This is a genomic window from Pseudomonas sp. NY11955 (genome assembly GCF_048068035.1).
GTDB lineage: Bacteria > Pseudomonadota > Gammaproteobacteria > Pseudomonadales > Pseudomonadaceae > Aquipseudomonas.
On record NZ_JBLUPS010000012.1, the window covers coordinates 69,155 to 85,348 of the forward strand.

The 16,194-nt window shown below is 61.7% G+C and carries 20 protein-coding genes and 1 tRNA gene; 11 read left to right on the forward strand and 10 right to left on the reverse strand.

What is annotated here, in order from left to right; translation table 11 throughout:
* Positions 1–14: 14 nt before the first annotated feature.
* Positions 15–1,367, reverse strand: coding sequence for an APC family permease (locus ACNFBR_RS21140; RefSeq protein ID WP_416736620.1), 1,353 nt, complete (start codon positions 1,365–1,367; stop codon positions 15–17).
* Positions 1,368–1,813: 446 nt separating this feature from the next.
* Here ACNFBR_RS21140 and ACNFBR_RS21145 point away from each other — a divergent pair, with 446 nt between their 5' ends.
* Together ACNFBR_RS21145 and nadA are read left to right on the forward strand one after the other, a co-directional pair.
* Positions 1,814–3,322, forward strand: a complete 1,509-nt coding sequence (locus ACNFBR_RS21145) for a YdgA family protein (RefSeq protein ID WP_416736621.1) — start codon at positions 1,814–1,816, stop codon at positions 3,320–3,322.
* Positions 3,323–3,619: 297 nt separating this feature from the next.
* Positions 3,620–4,678 carry a quinolinate synthase NadA gene (gene nadA / locus ACNFBR_RS21150; protein WP_416736622.1) on the forward strand — a complete coding sequence of 353 codons (1,059 nt, stop codon included), beginning with the start codon at positions 3,620–3,622 and terminating at the stop codon, positions 4,676–4,678.
* Between the two features lie 118 nt (positions 4,679–4,796).
* Here nadA and ACNFBR_RS21155 read toward each other — a convergent pair whose 3' ends face one another.
* On the reverse strand, positions 4,797–6,233 hold the full coding sequence (locus tag ACNFBR_RS21155) for a M48 family metalloprotease (RefSeq protein WP_416736623.1): 1,437 nt from the start codon (positions 6,231–6,233) through the stop codon (positions 4,797–4,799).
* 122 nt (positions 6,234–6,355) lie between these two features.
* Between ACNFBR_RS21155 and ACNFBR_RS21160 the strand changes: the two genes are divergently transcribed.
* Together ACNFBR_RS21160 and ACNFBR_RS21165 are read left to right on the forward strand one after the other, a co-directional pair.
* Entirely contained in the window at positions 6,356–6,595 is a 240-nt protein-coding gene (locus ACNFBR_RS21160; protein WP_416736624.1) for a sulfurtransferase TusA family protein, read from the forward strand.
* Between the two features lie 20 nt (positions 6,596–6,615).
* Positions 6,616–7,686, forward strand: coding sequence for an AI-2E family transporter (locus ACNFBR_RS21165; protein ID WP_416736625.1), 1,071 nt, complete (start codon positions 6,616–6,618; stop codon positions 7,684–7,686).
* 110 nt (positions 7,687–7,796) lie between these two features.
* Here ACNFBR_RS21165 and ACNFBR_RS21170 read toward each other — a convergent pair whose 3' ends face one another.
* Both ACNFBR_RS21170 and ACNFBR_RS21175 read right to left on the reverse strand, forming a co-directional pair.
* Positions 7,797–8,270: a peroxiredoxin gene (locus ACNFBR_RS21170; RefSeq protein ID WP_416736626.1), complete on the reverse strand. Its 474-nt coding sequence runs from the start codon at positions 8,268–8,270 to the stop codon at positions 7,797–7,799.
* Positions 8,271–8,281: 11 nt separating this feature from the next.
* Positions 8,282–8,842 carry a glycine cleavage system protein R gene (locus ACNFBR_RS21175; protein WP_003254741.1) on the reverse strand — a complete coding sequence of 187 codons (561 nt, stop codon included), beginning with the start codon at positions 8,840–8,842 and terminating at the stop codon, positions 8,282–8,284.
* A gap of 259 nt (positions 8,843–9,101) precedes the next feature.
* Between ACNFBR_RS21175 and dapA the strand changes: the two genes are divergently transcribed.
* The 7 genes from dapA (at position 9,102) to ACNFBR_RS21210 (ending at position 14,163) form a co-directional block, all read left to right on the forward strand.
* Entirely contained in the window at positions 9,102–9,989 is an 888-nt protein-coding gene (gene dapA, locus ACNFBR_RS21180; RefSeq protein ID WP_416736627.1) for a 4-hydroxy-tetrahydrodipicolinate synthase, read from the forward strand.
* 15 nt (positions 9,990–10,004) lie between these two features.
* Entirely contained in the window at positions 10,005–11,126 is a 1,122-nt protein-coding gene (bamC, locus tag ACNFBR_RS21185; RefSeq protein WP_416736628.1) for an outer membrane protein assembly factor BamC, read from the forward strand.
* Positions 11,127–11,885 carry an MBL fold metallo-hydrolase gene (locus ACNFBR_RS21190; protein WP_416736629.1) on the forward strand — a complete coding sequence of 253 codons (759 nt, stop codon included), beginning with the start codon at positions 11,127–11,129 and terminating at the stop codon, positions 11,883–11,885.
* A 30-nt stretch (positions 11,886–11,915) separates the two neighbouring features.
* Entirely contained in the window at positions 11,916–12,626 is a 711-nt protein-coding gene (gene purC, locus ACNFBR_RS21195; protein ID WP_011535129.1) for a phosphoribosylaminoimidazolesuccinocarboxamide synthase, read from the forward strand.
* Positions 12,627–12,717: 91 nt separating this feature from the next.
* Positions 12,718–12,807, forward strand: a tRNA-Ser gene (locus tag ACNFBR_RS21200).
* A gap of 110 nt (positions 12,808–12,917) precedes the next feature.
* The gene (locus tag ACNFBR_RS21205) at positions 12,918–13,895 is read left to right on the forward strand and encodes an integrase (protein WP_416736630.1); all 978 of its coding nucleotides are present in this window, start codon (positions 12,918–12,920) and stop codon (positions 13,893–13,895) included.
* A 37-nt stretch (positions 13,896–13,932) separates the two neighbouring features.
* Positions 13,933–14,163 (forward strand): hypothetical protein, encoded by a 231-nt coding sequence (locus tag ACNFBR_RS21210; protein ID WP_416736631.1) that lies wholly within the window; start codon positions 13,933–13,935, stop codon positions 14,161–14,163.
* A gap of 24 nt (positions 14,164–14,187) precedes the next feature.
* On the opposite strand, the gene ACNFBR_RS21215 is transcribed toward ACNFBR_RS21210, so the two are convergent.
* Genes ACNFBR_RS21215 through ACNFBR_RS21240 form a run of 6 tightly spaced genes read right to left on the reverse strand, consistent with a single transcriptional unit; the run spans position 14,188 to position 16,107 of the window.
* Complete coding sequence (locus tag ACNFBR_RS21215; protein WP_416736632.1) at positions 14,188–14,436, reverse strand: helix-turn-helix transcriptional regulator; 249 nt, start codon at positions 14,434–14,436, stop codon at positions 14,188–14,190.
* Between the two features lie 54 nt (positions 14,437–14,490).
* Positions 14,491–14,733 (reverse strand): hypothetical protein, encoded by a 243-nt coding sequence (locus ACNFBR_RS21220; RefSeq protein ID WP_012315790.1) that lies wholly within the window; start codon positions 14,731–14,733, stop codon positions 14,491–14,493.
* The gene (locus tag ACNFBR_RS21225; protein ID WP_232861961.1) at positions 14,723–15,280 is read right to left on the reverse strand and encodes an HNH endonuclease signature motif containing protein; all 558 of its coding nucleotides are present in this window, start codon (positions 15,278–15,280) and stop codon (positions 14,723–14,725) included. The genes ACNFBR_RS21220 and ACNFBR_RS21225 overlap by 11 nt, the downstream gene beginning before the upstream one ends.
* The gene (locus tag ACNFBR_RS21230; RefSeq protein ID WP_416736633.1) at positions 15,273–15,635 is read right to left on the reverse strand and encodes a hypothetical protein; all 363 of its coding nucleotides are present in this window, start codon (positions 15,633–15,635) and stop codon (positions 15,273–15,275) included. Before ACNFBR_RS21230 ends, ACNFBR_RS21225 begins: the two co-directional genes overlap by 8 nt.
* Positions 15,632–15,775, reverse strand: a complete 144-nt coding sequence (locus tag ACNFBR_RS21235) for a hypothetical protein (RefSeq protein WP_416736635.1) — start codon at positions 15,773–15,775, stop codon at positions 15,632–15,634. Before ACNFBR_RS21235 ends, ACNFBR_RS21230 begins: the two co-directional genes overlap by 4 nt.
* Positions 15,772–16,107 (reverse strand): hypothetical protein, encoded by a 336-nt coding sequence (locus tag ACNFBR_RS21240; RefSeq protein ID WP_416736637.1) that lies wholly within the window; start codon positions 16,105–16,107, stop codon positions 15,772–15,774. Before ACNFBR_RS21240 ends, ACNFBR_RS21235 begins: the two co-directional genes overlap by 4 nt.
* Positions 16,108–16,194: the final 87 nt, after the last annotated feature.

Consider the following 16,194-nt stretch of genomic DNA (forward strand, 5'->3'; position numbering starts at 1 on the left):
GTCGGCAGCGTGGTTCATTCGGCGACGTAGTTGGGCGGTGCCGAGCGGAAGGCTTTGGTCAGCCAGCCCAGGTAGATCAACCCGAGCGCGGCCCAGATGCCGCCAAACATCAGCGAATGCGCATTCAGGTCCAGCCACAGCGAGACGATGATGCAGAAACCGATGGTAGGCAGTACCAGGTATTTCAGTTGGTTGGCCAGGCCTTTGCGGTTGCCTTCGCGCAGGTAGCAGTGGTTGATGACCGACAGGTTGACGAAGCTGAACGCGACCAGGGCGCCAAAGTTGATGATCGAGGTGGCTGTAACCAGGTCGAAGAAGATCGCCGACAGGGAAATGACCCCTACCACGGCAATGTTCAGCACCGGCGTCTTGTAGCGCGAATGCAGGCGGGCGAAGACGCTGGCCGGGATGACGTTGTCGCGGCCCATCACGTACAGCAGGCGCGACACGCTGGTTTGCGAGGCCAGGCCCGAGGCGATGGTGTTGATCACGGTGCAGGCGATGAAGATCGACTGGAACAGCTTGCCGCCGACATACAGGGCGATTTCCGGCAGGGCTGCTTCCTGGTCGTGGAAGCGGGCCATGGTCGGGAAGTAGGCCTGAATGAAGTACGAGACGGTGATGAACACCACGCCGCCGATCAGGGCGGTGAGGAAGATCGCCCGGGGAATGGTCTTGGCCGGGTCGCGGGTTTCTTCCGATAGGCAGGTGACCGCATCGAAGCCCAGGAACGAGAAGCACAGGATGGTCGCACCCGCGGCCAGGGCGCTGAACTGGGTCTGGCTGTCGGCGAATGGTATCAGGCTCCAGGCGGTACCCAGCCCTTCACCGTGATCCAGGCCGCGCACGCACAGGTAGATGAACACGGCAATGATCGCCACCTGCACGCCCACGAACAACAGGTTGAAATGCGCCACCAGGTTCACGCTGCGCATGTTGATCAGGCTGATCAGGGTCACGAAACCGGCCACCCACATCCACTCCGGCACTTCCGGGAACATGGCCGAAAGGTACAGCTTGGCCAGCAGCGCGTTGACCATCGGCAGCAGCAGGTAGTCCAGCAATGACGACCAGCCGACCAGGAAGCCCACATGCGGGTTGATCGCGCGTTGGGTGTAGGTGTAGGCCGAGCCCGATTGCGGGAAGCGCTTGACCAGGGTGCCGTAGCTCACTGCGGTGAACAGGATCCCTGCCAACGCCAGGATGTAGGCGCTGGGTACGTGGCCGGCAGTAATCCCGCTGACGATGCCGAAGGTGTCGAACACGGTCATCGGCGTCAGGTAGGCCAGGCCGATGATGATCACGTGCCAGAGGCGCAGGGTTTTGCGGAGTTGGCCGTTGCCGGAAGCGCTGTGGTCATGCTGCATGCTGGCATGGCTCCTGCTGCTGGGCGTAAACGACGGGCACGGTGTATTGCGCATGCGGCAAGGGCGAGCGGGTGGGCTCCATGTTGTTCACCTTTTATGTTGGAGCGGCGGAAGGCGCGGGGGGGATCGCGCAAAGTGGTGAAAATAAAAAACGATGGGTAGGTGGGTGTCAAGTTAAACATGACAAGATGTTGCTGAATTGAAATATTTATCGATTTCCGAGGGCTTTTGTTCGGTTTTTGCGCGGTTTTTTGCGATTTTGATCAATTCGAATGTTCGAAAAAATTAACGAGCGATGCCTGTCTTTGAGAGGTGTCAGACGCTTCCGAAAAGTCACTTTTCGCGTTTTGCGCCGGTCCTGGTCTTCTGTCGCAATGGTACTCTTCGCTTTCTATGTGGCCTCTGGCCGCCTTCGAAGCCCTTATGGACAGCAATCGGTTCTATTCATGAAGAAATCAGTTGGCATCCTTTCCGGCCTGGCTATCGCCATTGCCGTCGCAACCACGGCGGGCGCCTGGTACACCGGCAAGCAACTGCCTGCCGAGCTGGACAACGCCCTTGCCCGCAGCAACGCCGAATTCAAGAAGGCCCTGGTCAGCACCGGCGGCAGCATGAGTATCGAGCGGGTGTCGCTGGAGCAGCATTTCTTCAGCAGCACCGCCCAGTACCGGCTCAAGGCCCGCGACATCAATGTGGGTGAAGGCGAGGTGATCAATTTTGACGTGGGCGTGACCGACCAGATCGAGCACGGCCCGTTCCCCTGGTCGCGGGTCAAGGCACTCAAGTTGATGCCGGTACTGGCAGTGAGCAACAGCACCTTGCAAAAGGACGATGCCACCGCGCCGTGGTTCGCCGCCGCAGGCGAGCAGGTTCCGGTCAGTGCCCAGACCAGCCTGGGTTACGACGGCAATGTGGTCAGCCAGGTCCGACTGGCGCCGGTCAAACTCGACGAAGCGGACGGCAATAGCCTCGACTTCTCGGGTATGCGGTTGGAGGTCAGTGGCGACAAGGAAGGCAAGGCTTCGAAATTCCATGGCCAGGCCGACCGTTTGGTGATGAAACTGGTGCGTGATGATCAGCCGCCTGCCACGTTCGAACTCAAAGGCCTGACAGTTGGCGGCAACCTTGCAGCTACCGAGCACGACGCCATCTACGTGGGTAGCGTCGACCTGGCGTTGGCCGAAACCAAGGTCACCCTGGGGCCGAAACAGCAGGTGCTGCTGATCAAAGGCCTGGAACAGAATGCTCTGCAAACCCTCGATGGCCCGGATACCGTAGGCGGTCGTGTGGAGTACAAGGTGGGTGACATCACCTGGGATGGCCGCGCGGTAGGCAAGGCGCAGATGGCGGTGAGCGTCAGCTCGGTCAATGCCCCTGCATTGCAGGCTTTGTCGAAGTGGTACCAGCAGCACCTGCCGGAATTCGAGGCCGCTTCAGCGGCCGGTCAGCCTGTGCCGCAGATCCAGATGGACGACGCCGAGAAGGCCAGGTTCCAGGGCGACCTGCGCCAACTGCTGGCCGCCAAGCCCAAGGTGGCGGTAGAAAACCTGTCGTTCAAGACTGCCAATGGCGAAAGCCGTTTCAACCTGTCGATGGGCTTCGCCGCCCCGGCCAGCTTCGATTTGCCACCGGACCAGTTGAGCAAGCAGCTGATCACCGAGGTCAAGAGCAAGCTGTCGCTGTCCAAGCCGATGATCGGTGACCTGGCGACCTTGCAGGCATTGCTGGATGGCCAGACCGACGCCCAGGCGATTGCCATGCAGTCGGGCCAGGCAGGGGAGATGGTCGGCATGATGGCGTTGCAGAGCGGCATGGCGACCGTCGAAGGCAACGATGTGGTGAGCAGCCTGCACTATGCCGATGGCATGGTCGACTTCAACGGCAAGAAAATGACCGTGGAAGAATTCGCCATGCTCATGGCCGCGCACTTGGCGGCATTGTCGCCCCAGGGTTGATCGATTGAACCTGCACTGGCCTTTGCGCGGGCGTGCCCGCTCCCACAGGTTACTCATTGCCCCCGAGGGCAGCGCAGTACTTGTGGGAGCGGGCGTGCCCGCGAAGACGCCGGTGCAGGCAACACAAAAACCACTTTAGTAATCGCTGGATTGTCTGTAGCCTTCGGCCTCCGATAATAATCCGTGCCCGCAGAGGGCCGTGGCGGCCAGTATGCCGTCCGGCACCCTTAGCCGATCTGTCAGGGCCGGGTGATACACTCGATTTGACGCGCACGTGCGCCTGCAGGTCCAGCGATCATGACCCAGATTTCCGAACGCCTGTTGGTTCAGGCTCACCTCGACGCCAAGCAGCCCAACCCGCTGACAGCCGAGCAGGAGGCCGAATACCGTGCGGCCATCGCTGCCGAGCTCAAGGCCCAGAACGCCGTGCTGGTTGCCCACTATTACTGCGACCCGGTCATCCAGGCACTGGCCGAAGAAACCGGCGGCTGCGTGTCCGACTCGTTGGAAATGGCCCGGTTCGGCAAGAATCACCCGGCCGAAACGGTGATCGTGGCCGGTGTGCGCTTCATGGGCGAGACGGCAAAAATTCTCACCCCGGAAAAGCGCGTGCTGATGCCGACTCTGGAGGCCACCTGCTCGCTCGACCTGGGCTGCCCGGTCGAAGAGTTCTCGGCGTTCTGCGACCAGCACCCTGAGCGTACCGTGGTGGTTTACGCCAACACCTCCGCTGCGGTGAAGGCGCGTGCCGACTGGGTGGTGACTTCGAGCTGCGCGCTGGAAATCGTCGAAAGCCTGATGGACAACGGCGAAACCATCATCTGGGGCCCGGACCAGCATCTGGGGCGTTATATCCAGAAGCAGACCGGTGCCGACATGCTGCTGTGGGACGGCGCCTGCATCGTTCACGAAGAGTTCAAGTCGCGTCAGCTGGCCGACATGAAGGCGCTGTACCCGGATGCTGCGATCCTGGTGCACCCTGAGTCGCCAGAAGCGGTGATTGAGCTGGCCGACGCGGTGGGGTCCACCAGCCAGTTGATCAAGGCTGCCCAGACCCTGCCGAACAAGACCTTCATCGTCGCCACCGACCGCGGCATCTTCTACAAGATGCAGCAGCTGTGCCCGGACAAGGAATTCGTCGAGGCCCCTACCGCCGGCAACGGTGCGGCATGCCGCAGCTGCGCGCATTGCCCGTGGATGGCGATGAACACCCTGGAGCGGGTGCTGGATTGCCTGCGTAAGGGAACCAACGAGATTTTTGTTGACCCGGCGTTGGTGCCCAAGGCGATCAAGCCGCTGAACCGCATGCTGGACTTTACCCAGGCGGCGCGCCTGAAACTGTCCGGTAACGCCTGAGATTGCTGGGGCCGCTTTGCGGCCCATTCGCAGCACAAGGCTGCTCCTACAGGAGGTTGCATTCCCCTGTAGGAGCAGCCTTGTGCTGCGAATGGAGCGCAAAGCGCTCCCGAACCCTTCAGCGCCCCATCATTTCCCGAACCATGCGCTGCTGCTCCATGATCTCGCGCTGGCGCTGGTCGATCTGCGAAGCCAGCGGGAAGTTGCTGCCCGCCCGGCGCTTGGCGTAGTCCAGTTGCTGAATCGCCTGGTCAAAGTCCCCGACCAGGGTGAAGTACTCGGCCCGCGCCCGGTGTAAACCAATGGTATTGCCCGACAGGCCCCGCACTTCGGCCATGTCGTACCACACATCCGGGTCATCCGGCCGGCTCTTGACCAGCTCGTTCAACACCTTCTCCGCCTCGGCAGGCTTGTTCTGCTTCACCAGCAAATCGGCACGCACCTGTTTAAGCGGATAGTTGCCTGGGTACAGCCCCTGCATCCGCTCGGCACGCTGCTGCGCGTCGGCCAGGCGGTTGTTGGTGATGTCGAGGTCGATCTGCGCCAGGTTGTAGGTGATGTCGTTGGGCGCTTTGGCCAGCAGCGGCTTGAGCATTTCGCGCGCCTCGTTCAGCTGGCCGCCCTTGATCTGCGCCAGGGCCAGGCCGTAACGCGCAGCGTCCAGTTTCGGGTCTTCCTCCAGTTGGGTGCGGAAGCGCTTGGCGGCCAAGCCTGGCGTTTCTTCGTAAGTGAGGGCCACCCGAGCGCGAATCAGCTGGTAGCGCTGGCTGTCCTCGACACCGCCCTTGGGCGCTTGTTCGGCACGGTTGCGGGTGTCGGCGATACGCGACTCGGTCACCGGGTGAGTCAGCAGAAATTCCGGCGGTTTGGCGCCATAGCGGTACTGCTGCGCCAGGCGTTCGAACATGGTGGGCATGTTGCGAGGATCGTAACCGGCCTTTTCCAGGTTCTGGATGCCGATGCGGTCGGCTTCCTGTTCGTTTTGCCGCGAGAAGCGCCGCTGCTCCTGGATTGCTGCCGCCTGGGTGCCGGCAATCATGCCGATACCCGCATCGCCAGCGCCACCGGCAGCCAGCACGATACCCGCGAGCAATGCCGCCATCATCGGCAGTTGCATGCGTTGCTGGGCTTCGACGCCACGGGCGAAGTGGCGTTGCGACAAGTGCGCCAGTTCGTGGGCCAGCACCGAGGCGTACTCGCCTTCGGTGCGGGCATTGAGGAACAGGCCGCCGTTGACCCCGACGATGCCGCCGGGGGCGGCGAAGGCGTTAAGTTCGCGGCTGTCGATCAGGATGAATTCCAGGCGCCGGTCCTGCAGCTGGCTGGTTTCGGCCAGGCGGTACACGGTAGTTTCGACGTAGTCCTTGAGCTGCGGGTCGTTCAACTGGTTGACCTGGCCACGCAGCAGGCTCAGCCAGGCGCGGCCCAGTTGGTGCTCTTGTTGCGGTGAAACGATCGCGGAACTGGCATCCCCCAGTGATGGCAGGTCGTCAGCATGGCCGGGAAGGGCCATCAGGCAGGCCAGCGTCAGCAGGGTAGGGCGCAGTAGATTCATGCATGAAGCTCGCGTCGGTCAAAGATACCTACTGTAGCGGGCTCACACGTTGGCGACCAGTGGCGCTATCCTAGCCGCCCCTGTCAGCCAGCCGTCTGGCAATGCCTTTGGAGAGCCCCGCAATGAGTGACACCCTGACCTGCGACGCCGAACTGGACGCCAGCGGGCTGAATTGCCCTTTGCCGCTGCTGAAGGCAAAGATGGCGCTCAATGGCCTGGCCAGCGGTGCGGTGCTCAAGGTGATCGCCACTGACGCAGGCTCGCAGCGCGACTTCCGCACTTTCGCCCAGTTGGCCGGTCATACCCTGCTGCGGGAAACGGCCGAGGCCGGCACCTACATTTACTGGCTACGCAAGGCCTGAGTCTTTACCAAGGATCGTCAATGTTCAAAGTGCTTCGCGACTGGATACAGCGCTACTTCTCCGATGAGGAAGCAGTGGTGCTGGCGGTCCTGTTGTTCCTGGCTTTTACCGCGGTACTCACCCTGGGTGGCATGCTGGCGCCGGTACTGGCGGGCATGGTGCTGGCGTTCCTGATGCAAGGGCTGGTCAACGCATTGGAGCGTGTGCGAGTCCCTACGCGGCTGGCAGTGATGCTGGTGTTTGCCCTGTTCATGGGCGCGCTGGCGGTGTTCATGCTGGTGCTGGTGCCGCTGCTGTGGCACCAGTTGATCACCCTGTTCAACGAGTTGCCGGGCATGCTCGGCAAGTGGCAGTCGCTGTTGCTGCTGCTGCCTGAGCGCTACCCGCACCTGGTGTCGGACGAACAGGTGTTGCATGCCATCGAATCGGTGCGCGGCGAAATCGGCAAGTTCGGCCAATGGGCGCTGACGTTCTCGCTGTCCAGCCTGCCGCTGCTGGTCAACGCCATGATCTACCTGGTACTGGTGCCGATCCTGGTGTTCTTCTTCCTCAAGGACCGCGAATTGATCGGCCGCTGGGTCAGCGGCTACCTGCCCAGCCAGCGTGCGCTGCTCAACCGGGTGGGCAGCGAGATGAACCGGCAGATTGCCAACTACATTCGCGGCAAGGGTATCGAGATCCTGATCTGTGGCATCGCCACCTATATCGCCTTCATCAGCCTGGGGCTCAACTACGCCGCGCTGCTGGCGTTGCTGGTGGGGCTGTCGGTGGTGGTGCCTTACGTGGGGGCGGTGGTGGTGACCGTGCCGGTAACGCTGATTGCGCTGTTCCAGTGGGGCTGGGGCGACCAGTTCATCTACCTGATGACGGTGTACGCGATCATCCAGGCACTGGATGGCAACGTGCTGGTGCCGCTGTTGTTCTCCGAGGCGGTGAGCCTGCACCCGGTGGCGATCATTTGCGCGGTCTTGCTGTTTGGCGGGCTGTGGGGGTTTTGGGGAATCTTCTTCGCTATCCCACTGGCGACGCTGATCAAGGCCGTGCTGGATGCCTGGCCTCGGCAGGAGCCGAGTGTTTCACCCATGCTATGAATGTAATTGGGGCCGCTTTGCGGCCCATTCGCAGCACAAGGCTGCTCCTACAGGGACCGGGTAGGAGCAGCCTTGTGCTGCGAATGGGCTGCAAAGCAGCCCCAGCAATCTCAAGCCTTGTTCAAGGCTTGGGCCGCCGCCAACACGGCATCCACATGCCCAGGCACCTTCACCCCGCGCCACTCCTGGCGTAGCACACCGTCCTTGTCGATCAGGAAAGTGCTGCGGTCAACGCCCATGTATTCCTTGCCGTACAGCTTCTTCAGCTTGATCACATCGAACAGCTGGCACAAGGCTTCGTCCTTGTCGCTGATCAGCTCGAAGGGGAAGCCTTGCTTGGCCTTGAAGTTCTCGTGCGACTTGATGCCATCGCGCGACACGCCGAACACCACGGTATTGGCTGCGGCAAAGGCCTCATGCTGGTCACGGAAGCCCTGGCCCTCGGTGGTGCAGCCTGGGGTGCTGTCCTTCGGGTAGAAGTACACCACCACCTGCTTGCCCTTGAGTTGGGCAAGGCTGACGGTGTGCCCGCTGGTGGCCTGGGCCTGGAAGTCGGCAACGGGTTGGTCGAGTGCTACAGCCATGGTCGGTTTCCTTACATTGGGTTCTGTGGACGCCATGGCTCGATCAGCGCGTCGAGGTTCAGGGCATCGGCAAAGTCCAGGAACTGGTCGCGCAGCCAGCTGATCTGCGTGCCGGCGGGCAGGATCACGGTGAACTGGGCATTGAGCATGCTGCTGCCGGTTTGCGGCGCCAGATAGGTGTCGCAGGTCATGGCTTCCAGTTCGACGCGGTGGTCGAGGAAGAACTGGCACAGCTCGTTGATGATGTCCGGGCGATAGGCGGCGCTGACGTAGGCCACGTACGGCAGCGCCTGTGGGCGCACTTCCTGGTCGGCGCTGCGCACCACGTCGAGGGTCAGGCCGTGCTTCTTGCCCAGGCCCGGCAGGGTGGACTCAAGACGTGCCAGGGCGTCCCAGCTGCCGCCCACCTGCAGCACCAGGGCGCTGGTCTCGCCGTGGCGGCTCAGGCGCGAGGTGACCACCGCGCAGCGGTTTTCGAAGGCTGCTCGGCTGAGGACGTTGGCCAGTTCCATGGGGTTCGGGCCCAGGGCACTGATGACAAGGAATTGTTCGCGGACGGTGGGGGTGGACATGCAGCATTCCTAAAGCGATGAGCGGTCGGCACAGGACGGGCAAAAGCCTCCTGTCGGCAGTGCCCGGGGCTCGCATGCGAGGTCTTGGACGCTGGCGGGGAGCAAGGTCGACGGCCCGGCGGGCCGCGCTGCACCGATCAAAGGATCAAGGGTAGCGAAATAAGGCGCCGAGGGGAATGCTCCGCCCGCCTGCTTCGCTTGTGCAAGGCCGATGCCCCCAGTACCATAACCGCTCTCTTTTTCCGGCAGGAGCAGTTACATGATTGCGGGCAGTATGGTGGCATTGGTCACACCCATGGATGCACAAGGGCGTCTTGATTGGGCTAGCCTCGACAAACTTGTAGACTTCCACCTGGAAAACGGCACCCATGCGATCGTCGCTGTCGGCACCACCGGTGAGTCCGCCACGCTGGATGTCGAAGAACACATCCTGGTCATCAAGCATGTCGTCGAGCGCGTCAAGCACAGCAAGAAGCCGATTCCGGTCATCGCCGGCACCGGTGCCAACTCCACCGCCGAAGCCGTGCACCTGACCCAGAACGCCAAGAATGCCGGCGCTGACGCCTGCCTGCTGGTGGTGCCGTACTACAACAAGCCAACCCAAGAAGGCCTGTACCAGCACTTCAAGCACATTGCCGAAGCCGTCGACATTCCGCAGATCCTCTACAACGTTCCCGGCCGCACCTCCTGCGACATGCAGGCCGAGACCGTGATCCGTCTGTCGACCGTGCCGAACATCATCGGCATCAAGGAAGCCACCGGCGACCTGGTTCGTGCCAAGGCCATCCTCGATGGCGTCAGCAAGGACTTCATCGTCATGTCCGGCGACGACCCGACTGCCGTCGAGCTGATCCTGATGGGCGGCAAGGGCAACATCTCGGTCACCGCCAACGTCGCCCCGCGCGAAATGGCCGACCTGTGCGAGGCCGCCCTTGCGGGCAATGCCGAGAAGGCCCGCGCGATCAACGAAAAACTTATGCCGCTGCACAAAGACCTGTTCTGCGAAGCCAACCCGATCCCGGTGAAATGGGCGCTGGTCGAAATGGGCCTGATGCACAAAGGTATTCGCCTGCCACTGACCTGGCTGAGCGAAGGCTGCCACGAAAAAGTCCGTACTGCCTTGCGCCAGTCCGGCGTACTGGTTTAAGAGGAAGTACACCGCATGAAGCGACTGGCTGGTCTTTCCGCCCTTGCCCTGATTATCTCCAGCACCAGTGGGTGTGGCTGGCTGTGGGGCGAAGATGGCTATTTCCGCGACCGCGGCAGCGACTACCTGCAGGCGCACCCGACCGCGCCAATGCAGCTGCCGCCGGACGCCAGCAACGTCAAGCGTCTTGACCCGCTGCTGCCGATCCCGCGTAACGTTGCCGACGATAACGTCACTGGCGAGTTCGAAGTGCCGCGCCCGCAACCGCTGACCGGCGGTGCGGCCCAGGTCACCGACTACAGCCTGCAGCGCAGCGGCAGCAGCCGTTGGGTGCTGGCTCAGCATTCGCCAGCCGAAGTATGGCCGGTAGCCCGCCAGTTCTTCGAGGACAACGGCTTCCGCATTGCCGAAGAGCGTCCGCAAACGGGTGAATTCAACACCACCTGGCAGCGTTTCGACGAACTGTCGGCATCGCTCGGCCAGCGTCTGGCCAGCACTGCCAGCAGTGGTGACAGCGAAGTGCGCGTGCGTGTGCGCATGGAGCCTGGCGTGCAGCGCAACACCTCCGAGGTGTACGTGGTCAGCGTCGAGCGCCCGGCTGGCAGCACTGCCGAGCCTGCGTTCCCGTCCACATCCAGCAACACCGGTGCCGATGCCCTGCTGGTCGACGAAATGCTGGCCAGCATGAACCGTAGCGCCGAGAAAGGTGGTTCGGTTTCGCTGCTGGCCGCGCGCGATTTCGACGCGCCAAGCCGTGTCAGCCTGAGCGAGGACGGCAGCGGCAACCCGGTGCTGTACCTGGGCTCCGACCTGGACCGCGCCTGGTCTGGCGTGGGCCGTGCGCTGGAGCAGGGTGGCGAATGGCGTGTCGAAGACATCAACCGCAGCCTGGGCCTGTACTACATCAACCTGTCCGAAAAGCCTGACGACAAGCAGAACCAGCCTGGCTTCTTCAGCCGCATGTTCGGCAGCGAGCCGACCAAGGAAGAGCGTGAAGCCCGTGCCGAGCGCTACCAGGTTCGCCTGAGCAAGGTGGGTGAGAGCGTGCAGGTCACGGTCGAGAAAAACATCAACACCGTGGCGCCGGCCGATGTCGCACGCCGCGTGCTGAGCGCCATTCAGGACCACCTGGGCTAAGTGCGCTTCGCGGTACTCGGAAGCGGTAGCCAAGGGAACGGCACGCTGATCGCCAGTGGTGACACGTTCATCCTGGTCGATTGCGGCTTCTCCCTGCGCGAAACCGAGCGGCGCCTGGCGCTGCTCGGTGTGTCGGCGGCCCAGCTCAGTGCGGTACTGGTCACCCATGAACATGCCGACCACGTGCATGGGGTCGGCCTGCTGTCACGGCGCTACAATGTACCGGTCTACCTCAGCCAAGGGACCTTGCGCGGCATGCGCAAGCCGGTGGAGGTGGCCGGTTTTCTCGCTTGTGGCGAAAGCCTGCGCATCGGCAGCCTGGAAGTGACCGCCGCGCGGGTCGAGCATGACGCCTACGAGCCATTGCAGTACGTGCTCAGCGACGGCCAGCGGCGCTTCGGCATGCTGACTGACCTGGGCTCGTACGACGCGCTGCTGCTGGAGCGTTACCAGGGCCTGGATGCACTGCTGATCGAGGCCAACCACTGCCGCGACCTGCTGGCACGCGGTCACTACCCGGCCTTTTTGAAGCAGCGGGTGGGTGGCATGCAAGGGCATTTGAACAACCACCAGGCCGCGCGCCTGGTGCAAGAGTTGGGCTGGAGCAACCTGCAACACCTGGTGCTGGCCCACCTCAGCAGCAAGAACAACCTGCCACACTTGGCCCGCCAGTGCTTCGTCGACACCCTTGGGTGCGACCCGGACTGGCTCCAGGTGGCGAATCAGGAACACGGGCTCGACTGGCGCGAAATCGCCTAGCCCAACACCTCAAGCAAGCGGAGCCCAATCATGGAAAAACGCGACGAACTCTACCGCGGCAAGGCCAAATCGGTTTACAAGACCGACGACGCCGACCGCTTGATCCTGCTGTTCCGTAACGACACCTCGGCGTTCGACGGCAAGCGCATCGAACAACTCGACCGCAAAGGCATGGTGAACAACAAGTTCAACGCCTTCATCATGCAGAAACTGGAAGAAGCCGGCGTGCCGACCCAGTTTGACAAACTGCTGGGCGACAACGAGTGCCTGGTGAAGAAGCTGGACATGATCCCGGTCGAGTGCGTGGTGCGCAACTACGCCGCCGGCAGCCTGGTCAAGCGCCTGGGCGTGGAGGAGGGCATCAAGCTGGAGCCGTCCACCTTCGAGCTGTTCCTGAAGAACGACGAGAAGGGCGACCCCTTCATCAACGAATCCCACGTTGTCGCGTTCGGCTGGGGCACTGCCGAGCAGCTGGTGGAAATGAAGAAGCTGTCGCTGAAGGTCAACGAAGTGCTGAGCAAGCTGTTCGATGACGCCGGCCTGCTGCTGGTCGACTTCAAGCTGGAGTTTGGCGTGTTCCACGGCCAGATCGTGCTGGGCGACGAGTTCAGCCCGGACGGCTGCCGCCTGTGGGACAAGGAAACCCGCAAGAAGATGGACAAAGACCGCTTCCGTCAGGGTCTGGGCGACGTGATCGAAGCCTACGAAGAAGTTGCCAAGCGCCTGGGCGTGCCGCTGTAACCGGCGCGTTCACGCAAGCGCCTGATACCACGCGATTTTTTTGAAAAAAAGGTTTGCGTTTTAAAAGAACGCTGGTATGATGCGCGGCATTGGAGAGATGCCGGAGTGGTCGAACGGGACGGATTCGAAATCCGTTGTACTGGCAACAGTACCTAGGGTTCAAATCCCTATCTCTCCGCCATATTAAAGGCCCCGAGCGCTGTATAGCCCTCGGGGCCTTTTTCATTTGGGGGAATTTTGGGGGAATGGGGGAGCGTGTATTTCCCCCAAGCGTTCGCTATCATTTCCCCCATGGCCTACTACGAGAAGCGCGGGGACGCCTGGCGCGCCCAGATCCGCCGCAAAGGATATCCAACCCTTTCAGCCACCTTTGACACCAAGGCAGAAGCCCAGCGATGGGCCGCCGAGATCGAAGGTGATATGTCGCGTGCGCGTTTCGTCGACATGCGCGAGGCCGAGAGCACCACGCTCGCTGAGGCCTTGGACCGCTACCTGTCGGAGGTCACTTCCACCAAGAAGGGCGCCAAGCAGGAGCAGGTTCGCATCAAGAAATGGAAAGAGCACAAGCTGGCCAGCAAGGGCCTCGCTGCGATCCGCTCGAGCGACATGGCCGCGTACCGCGATGCTGAGATCAAGGAAGGCAAATCGACCGCAACAGTCCGCCTCAACCTGGCCGTGATCAGCCACCTTTATACGGTGGCCACCAAGGAGTGGGGCATTGAAGGGCTGACCAACCCGTGCCGGGCGATCCGGATGCCCAAGGGCAGCAAGGAGAGGGATCGCCGCCCAACGCCGGCGGAGCTCGCCGCGCTGTACAAGGCGGCCGGCCAGATGAACGCCCAGTTGCCGGTGTTCATTGAGCTGGCGGTGGAGACCGCGATGCGCCGGTCTGAGCTGCTAATGCTACGCCGCGACCAAGTGCGCGGCAAAGTGGCTTACTTGGAAGACACCAAGAACGGCGAGAGGCGCGCGGTGCCGCTGTCCTCCCGGGCGATAGCCCTGCTGGAGGGGCTGCCCACGCCGATCGGTGGCGGCCGGTACTTCAACCTGGCCCTCAACACGATCAGCAACTATTTCCCCAGGGCCTGCGTGGCCGCTGGGATTGAAGGCCTACGCCTTCACGACCTTCGCCATGAGGCGACCAGCCGCTTCTTCGAACGCGGCTTCACCATGATGGAAGTTGCGAGTATCACGGGCCACAAGACCCTGGCGATGCTCAAGCGCTATACCCACCTCAGTCCGCAGGACCTCGCCGAAAAGCTCGGCTGACCATCCATACAAACTTGAAATAGTAAGGAAGCTTTTGATGATTCGCCTACCGGAAGGAATTCGTAGAGTTTGTGTGGTCGCGGGGATTCTCATAAATGTCGTGCTCATAGTTCAAGGTGGTCAGACACTGTCCGAGTGGATGGAATTACCCCCGTCTCAGCTAGCGTTCCGGCTTGGGGCTATGGTCGTGATCTTCTTCCTGCCGTTCATTGCCTGCATGATTTTCTATTGGATCAAGGCAGGGTTTGCGAAGGATTCAGCGCGCTGACGGTGAATACCTACCGTCAGCGCGTCATGCGACCTTTAGCGTTGGCGGCTCCTTTCTTTTTCGCCCAGGCTTCGGCTTTTGGTGCTCCCCATCCCTAAACTCGCGCAGGAACGTGCGCACGTCCTCCTTCAGCCAGCAGTGCCGGTTGCCCATCTTGAAACTCTTGGGCAACCAAGGCACGCCACGGCGAATCCCCTCCCTGATCGACGCTTCGGTGCGGCCCAGCAGCTTAGCCAGGCCCTCAACCGTCAGTACCTCGGTCTCTTCGCTCATTCCTTCCTCCCGACCTGACTCGTCAGATTCTGGTTGTCACGCTGACCTGACTCGTCAGGTTCGTTTTGCTGGCGGCAGCGCAGGTTTCGACTCAATGAACGAGCTGGCCGAGTGTTCGCCGCCAATGTGGCGGAAGTAGTCGATCTCAACCTTTGCGCTTTCAATCAGTACGCGGCTGATATCCGATACCGACTGGGCGCGCTGAACCTCCTTGGCCAAGTTGTCGTCATCGGCCTCACGCACCGCTTCGAGCTGGGCGAACAGGTGGTCGCGAAGGTCGCTGAGCTTATTTTTCATTCCTGGTCTTCCTCTTGATCTCTTTTTTCAGTTCGTTTTGCAGGTGGAGAATGTCAACGATCTCCTCCGGCAAGCCTTTGTAGTGATGGTTATTGCGCAACTGGTGCTCGGCGCGTGTTCGTAGGCACAGATTGCTTAGGTCCGTGTTCTGCACGTCGCCGTCTTTGGCTGCCACAACCATCCCATCTGGAACAGGTCCGTTGACTTGCTCCCAGGTGTAGATATGAAGCGGTTTCCACACGTCGGGCTGCGCTACCTTGATCAACGTGTACCGGCCCTTGCGGTGGGTGGCTCCAACCGGTCTTGGATCCTGGCCAATCTGACCCCCTTTGGCCTCCAGCCTGGCAAGCAGGATTCGTCGATGCGTTTCCGATCTGTGGGCATCGGTCTTAACCAGCCCAAATAGGGCTGCCCGCAAGGTGATGGCTGTCTTCGTCCGTCCTGGTAGTAGAAGACAAAGCTCCTTGTTGGTTTTGTTGGGATAGAGCTGGCGAAGAAGCGCATCCTCTGCCTCGGTCCAACGCTTGACTGGCCCTCGCCTAGTCATGGCCTGCTCCGGCCTGCAGCTCTTCGATAACCGATTGGATGCCGGCTACATAGCTGCCTGGCCGACCTTCGGTAGCGCCGGCCAATCGCTCAACCACCACGTCTACCGGTGAGCCACGCAGTGAGGCGACCAAGTCAATCGCCCAGTTCCTTGCTTCCAAGTACATGAAGCGGTTGATGGGGCCGGCCGGAGGCAGCGCCGAGCAGGAGAGCTTGCGGGTGGGCTCTACAACATGAGCCGTCGAGACCTTTGCGGCCGACCTTGATACGACCGAGTTGGCCCGCCCGCGACCCCGCTTGAGCCCCATCGATTCGAGTATTTCCTTCGCCGCCTGGCTGATATCCCGCTTGCTCATGAGTGCCCCCGGAAGTGGTCGGCCAGAACTTGTCGCCCGTCCAGGCCGCAGGCAGCGGACAGGTCAAGGACCTGCCCGAAGGTTGTTTCGCGCTGCTGCAGGGCGTCCCACAGCAGCAAGAGCAGGCTGGCCTGGCTCATGGCTCCTGCTCCCGAGGCTTTTCCGCCTGCTGCGCCTGGTCACGATCAAGCAGCCTGTCGATTCGGGCGAGGAGCATGTCGCGATACTCGACGTTGACCAGGTCGTCGTTGATGTAGGCGATCGCCTCCCGCAGCAGTGTGTCGGCCTCCTGTAGCTGGGTCTCACGATCTTCCAGCTTGGCCTGCAGGTCTCCCTCGCTGGCGCCGGCGATTACCGCCAGTCCTCGGCCAGCTGAGACCAGATCGCCCAGCTTGGTGAAAGGCAAGATGTTCGACAGTGGCGCGGCCTCGCAGGCCTTCAGCACAAGCGTGATGCGTTCAGGCTGCTTCATGGCCGCTCTCCGTTTTGCGTGCGGCTTTTTCCTCGGCTTCATCCTGCAGGAGCTGGCGCCACTCAGCCTCGGTGCGATTGCCATAGA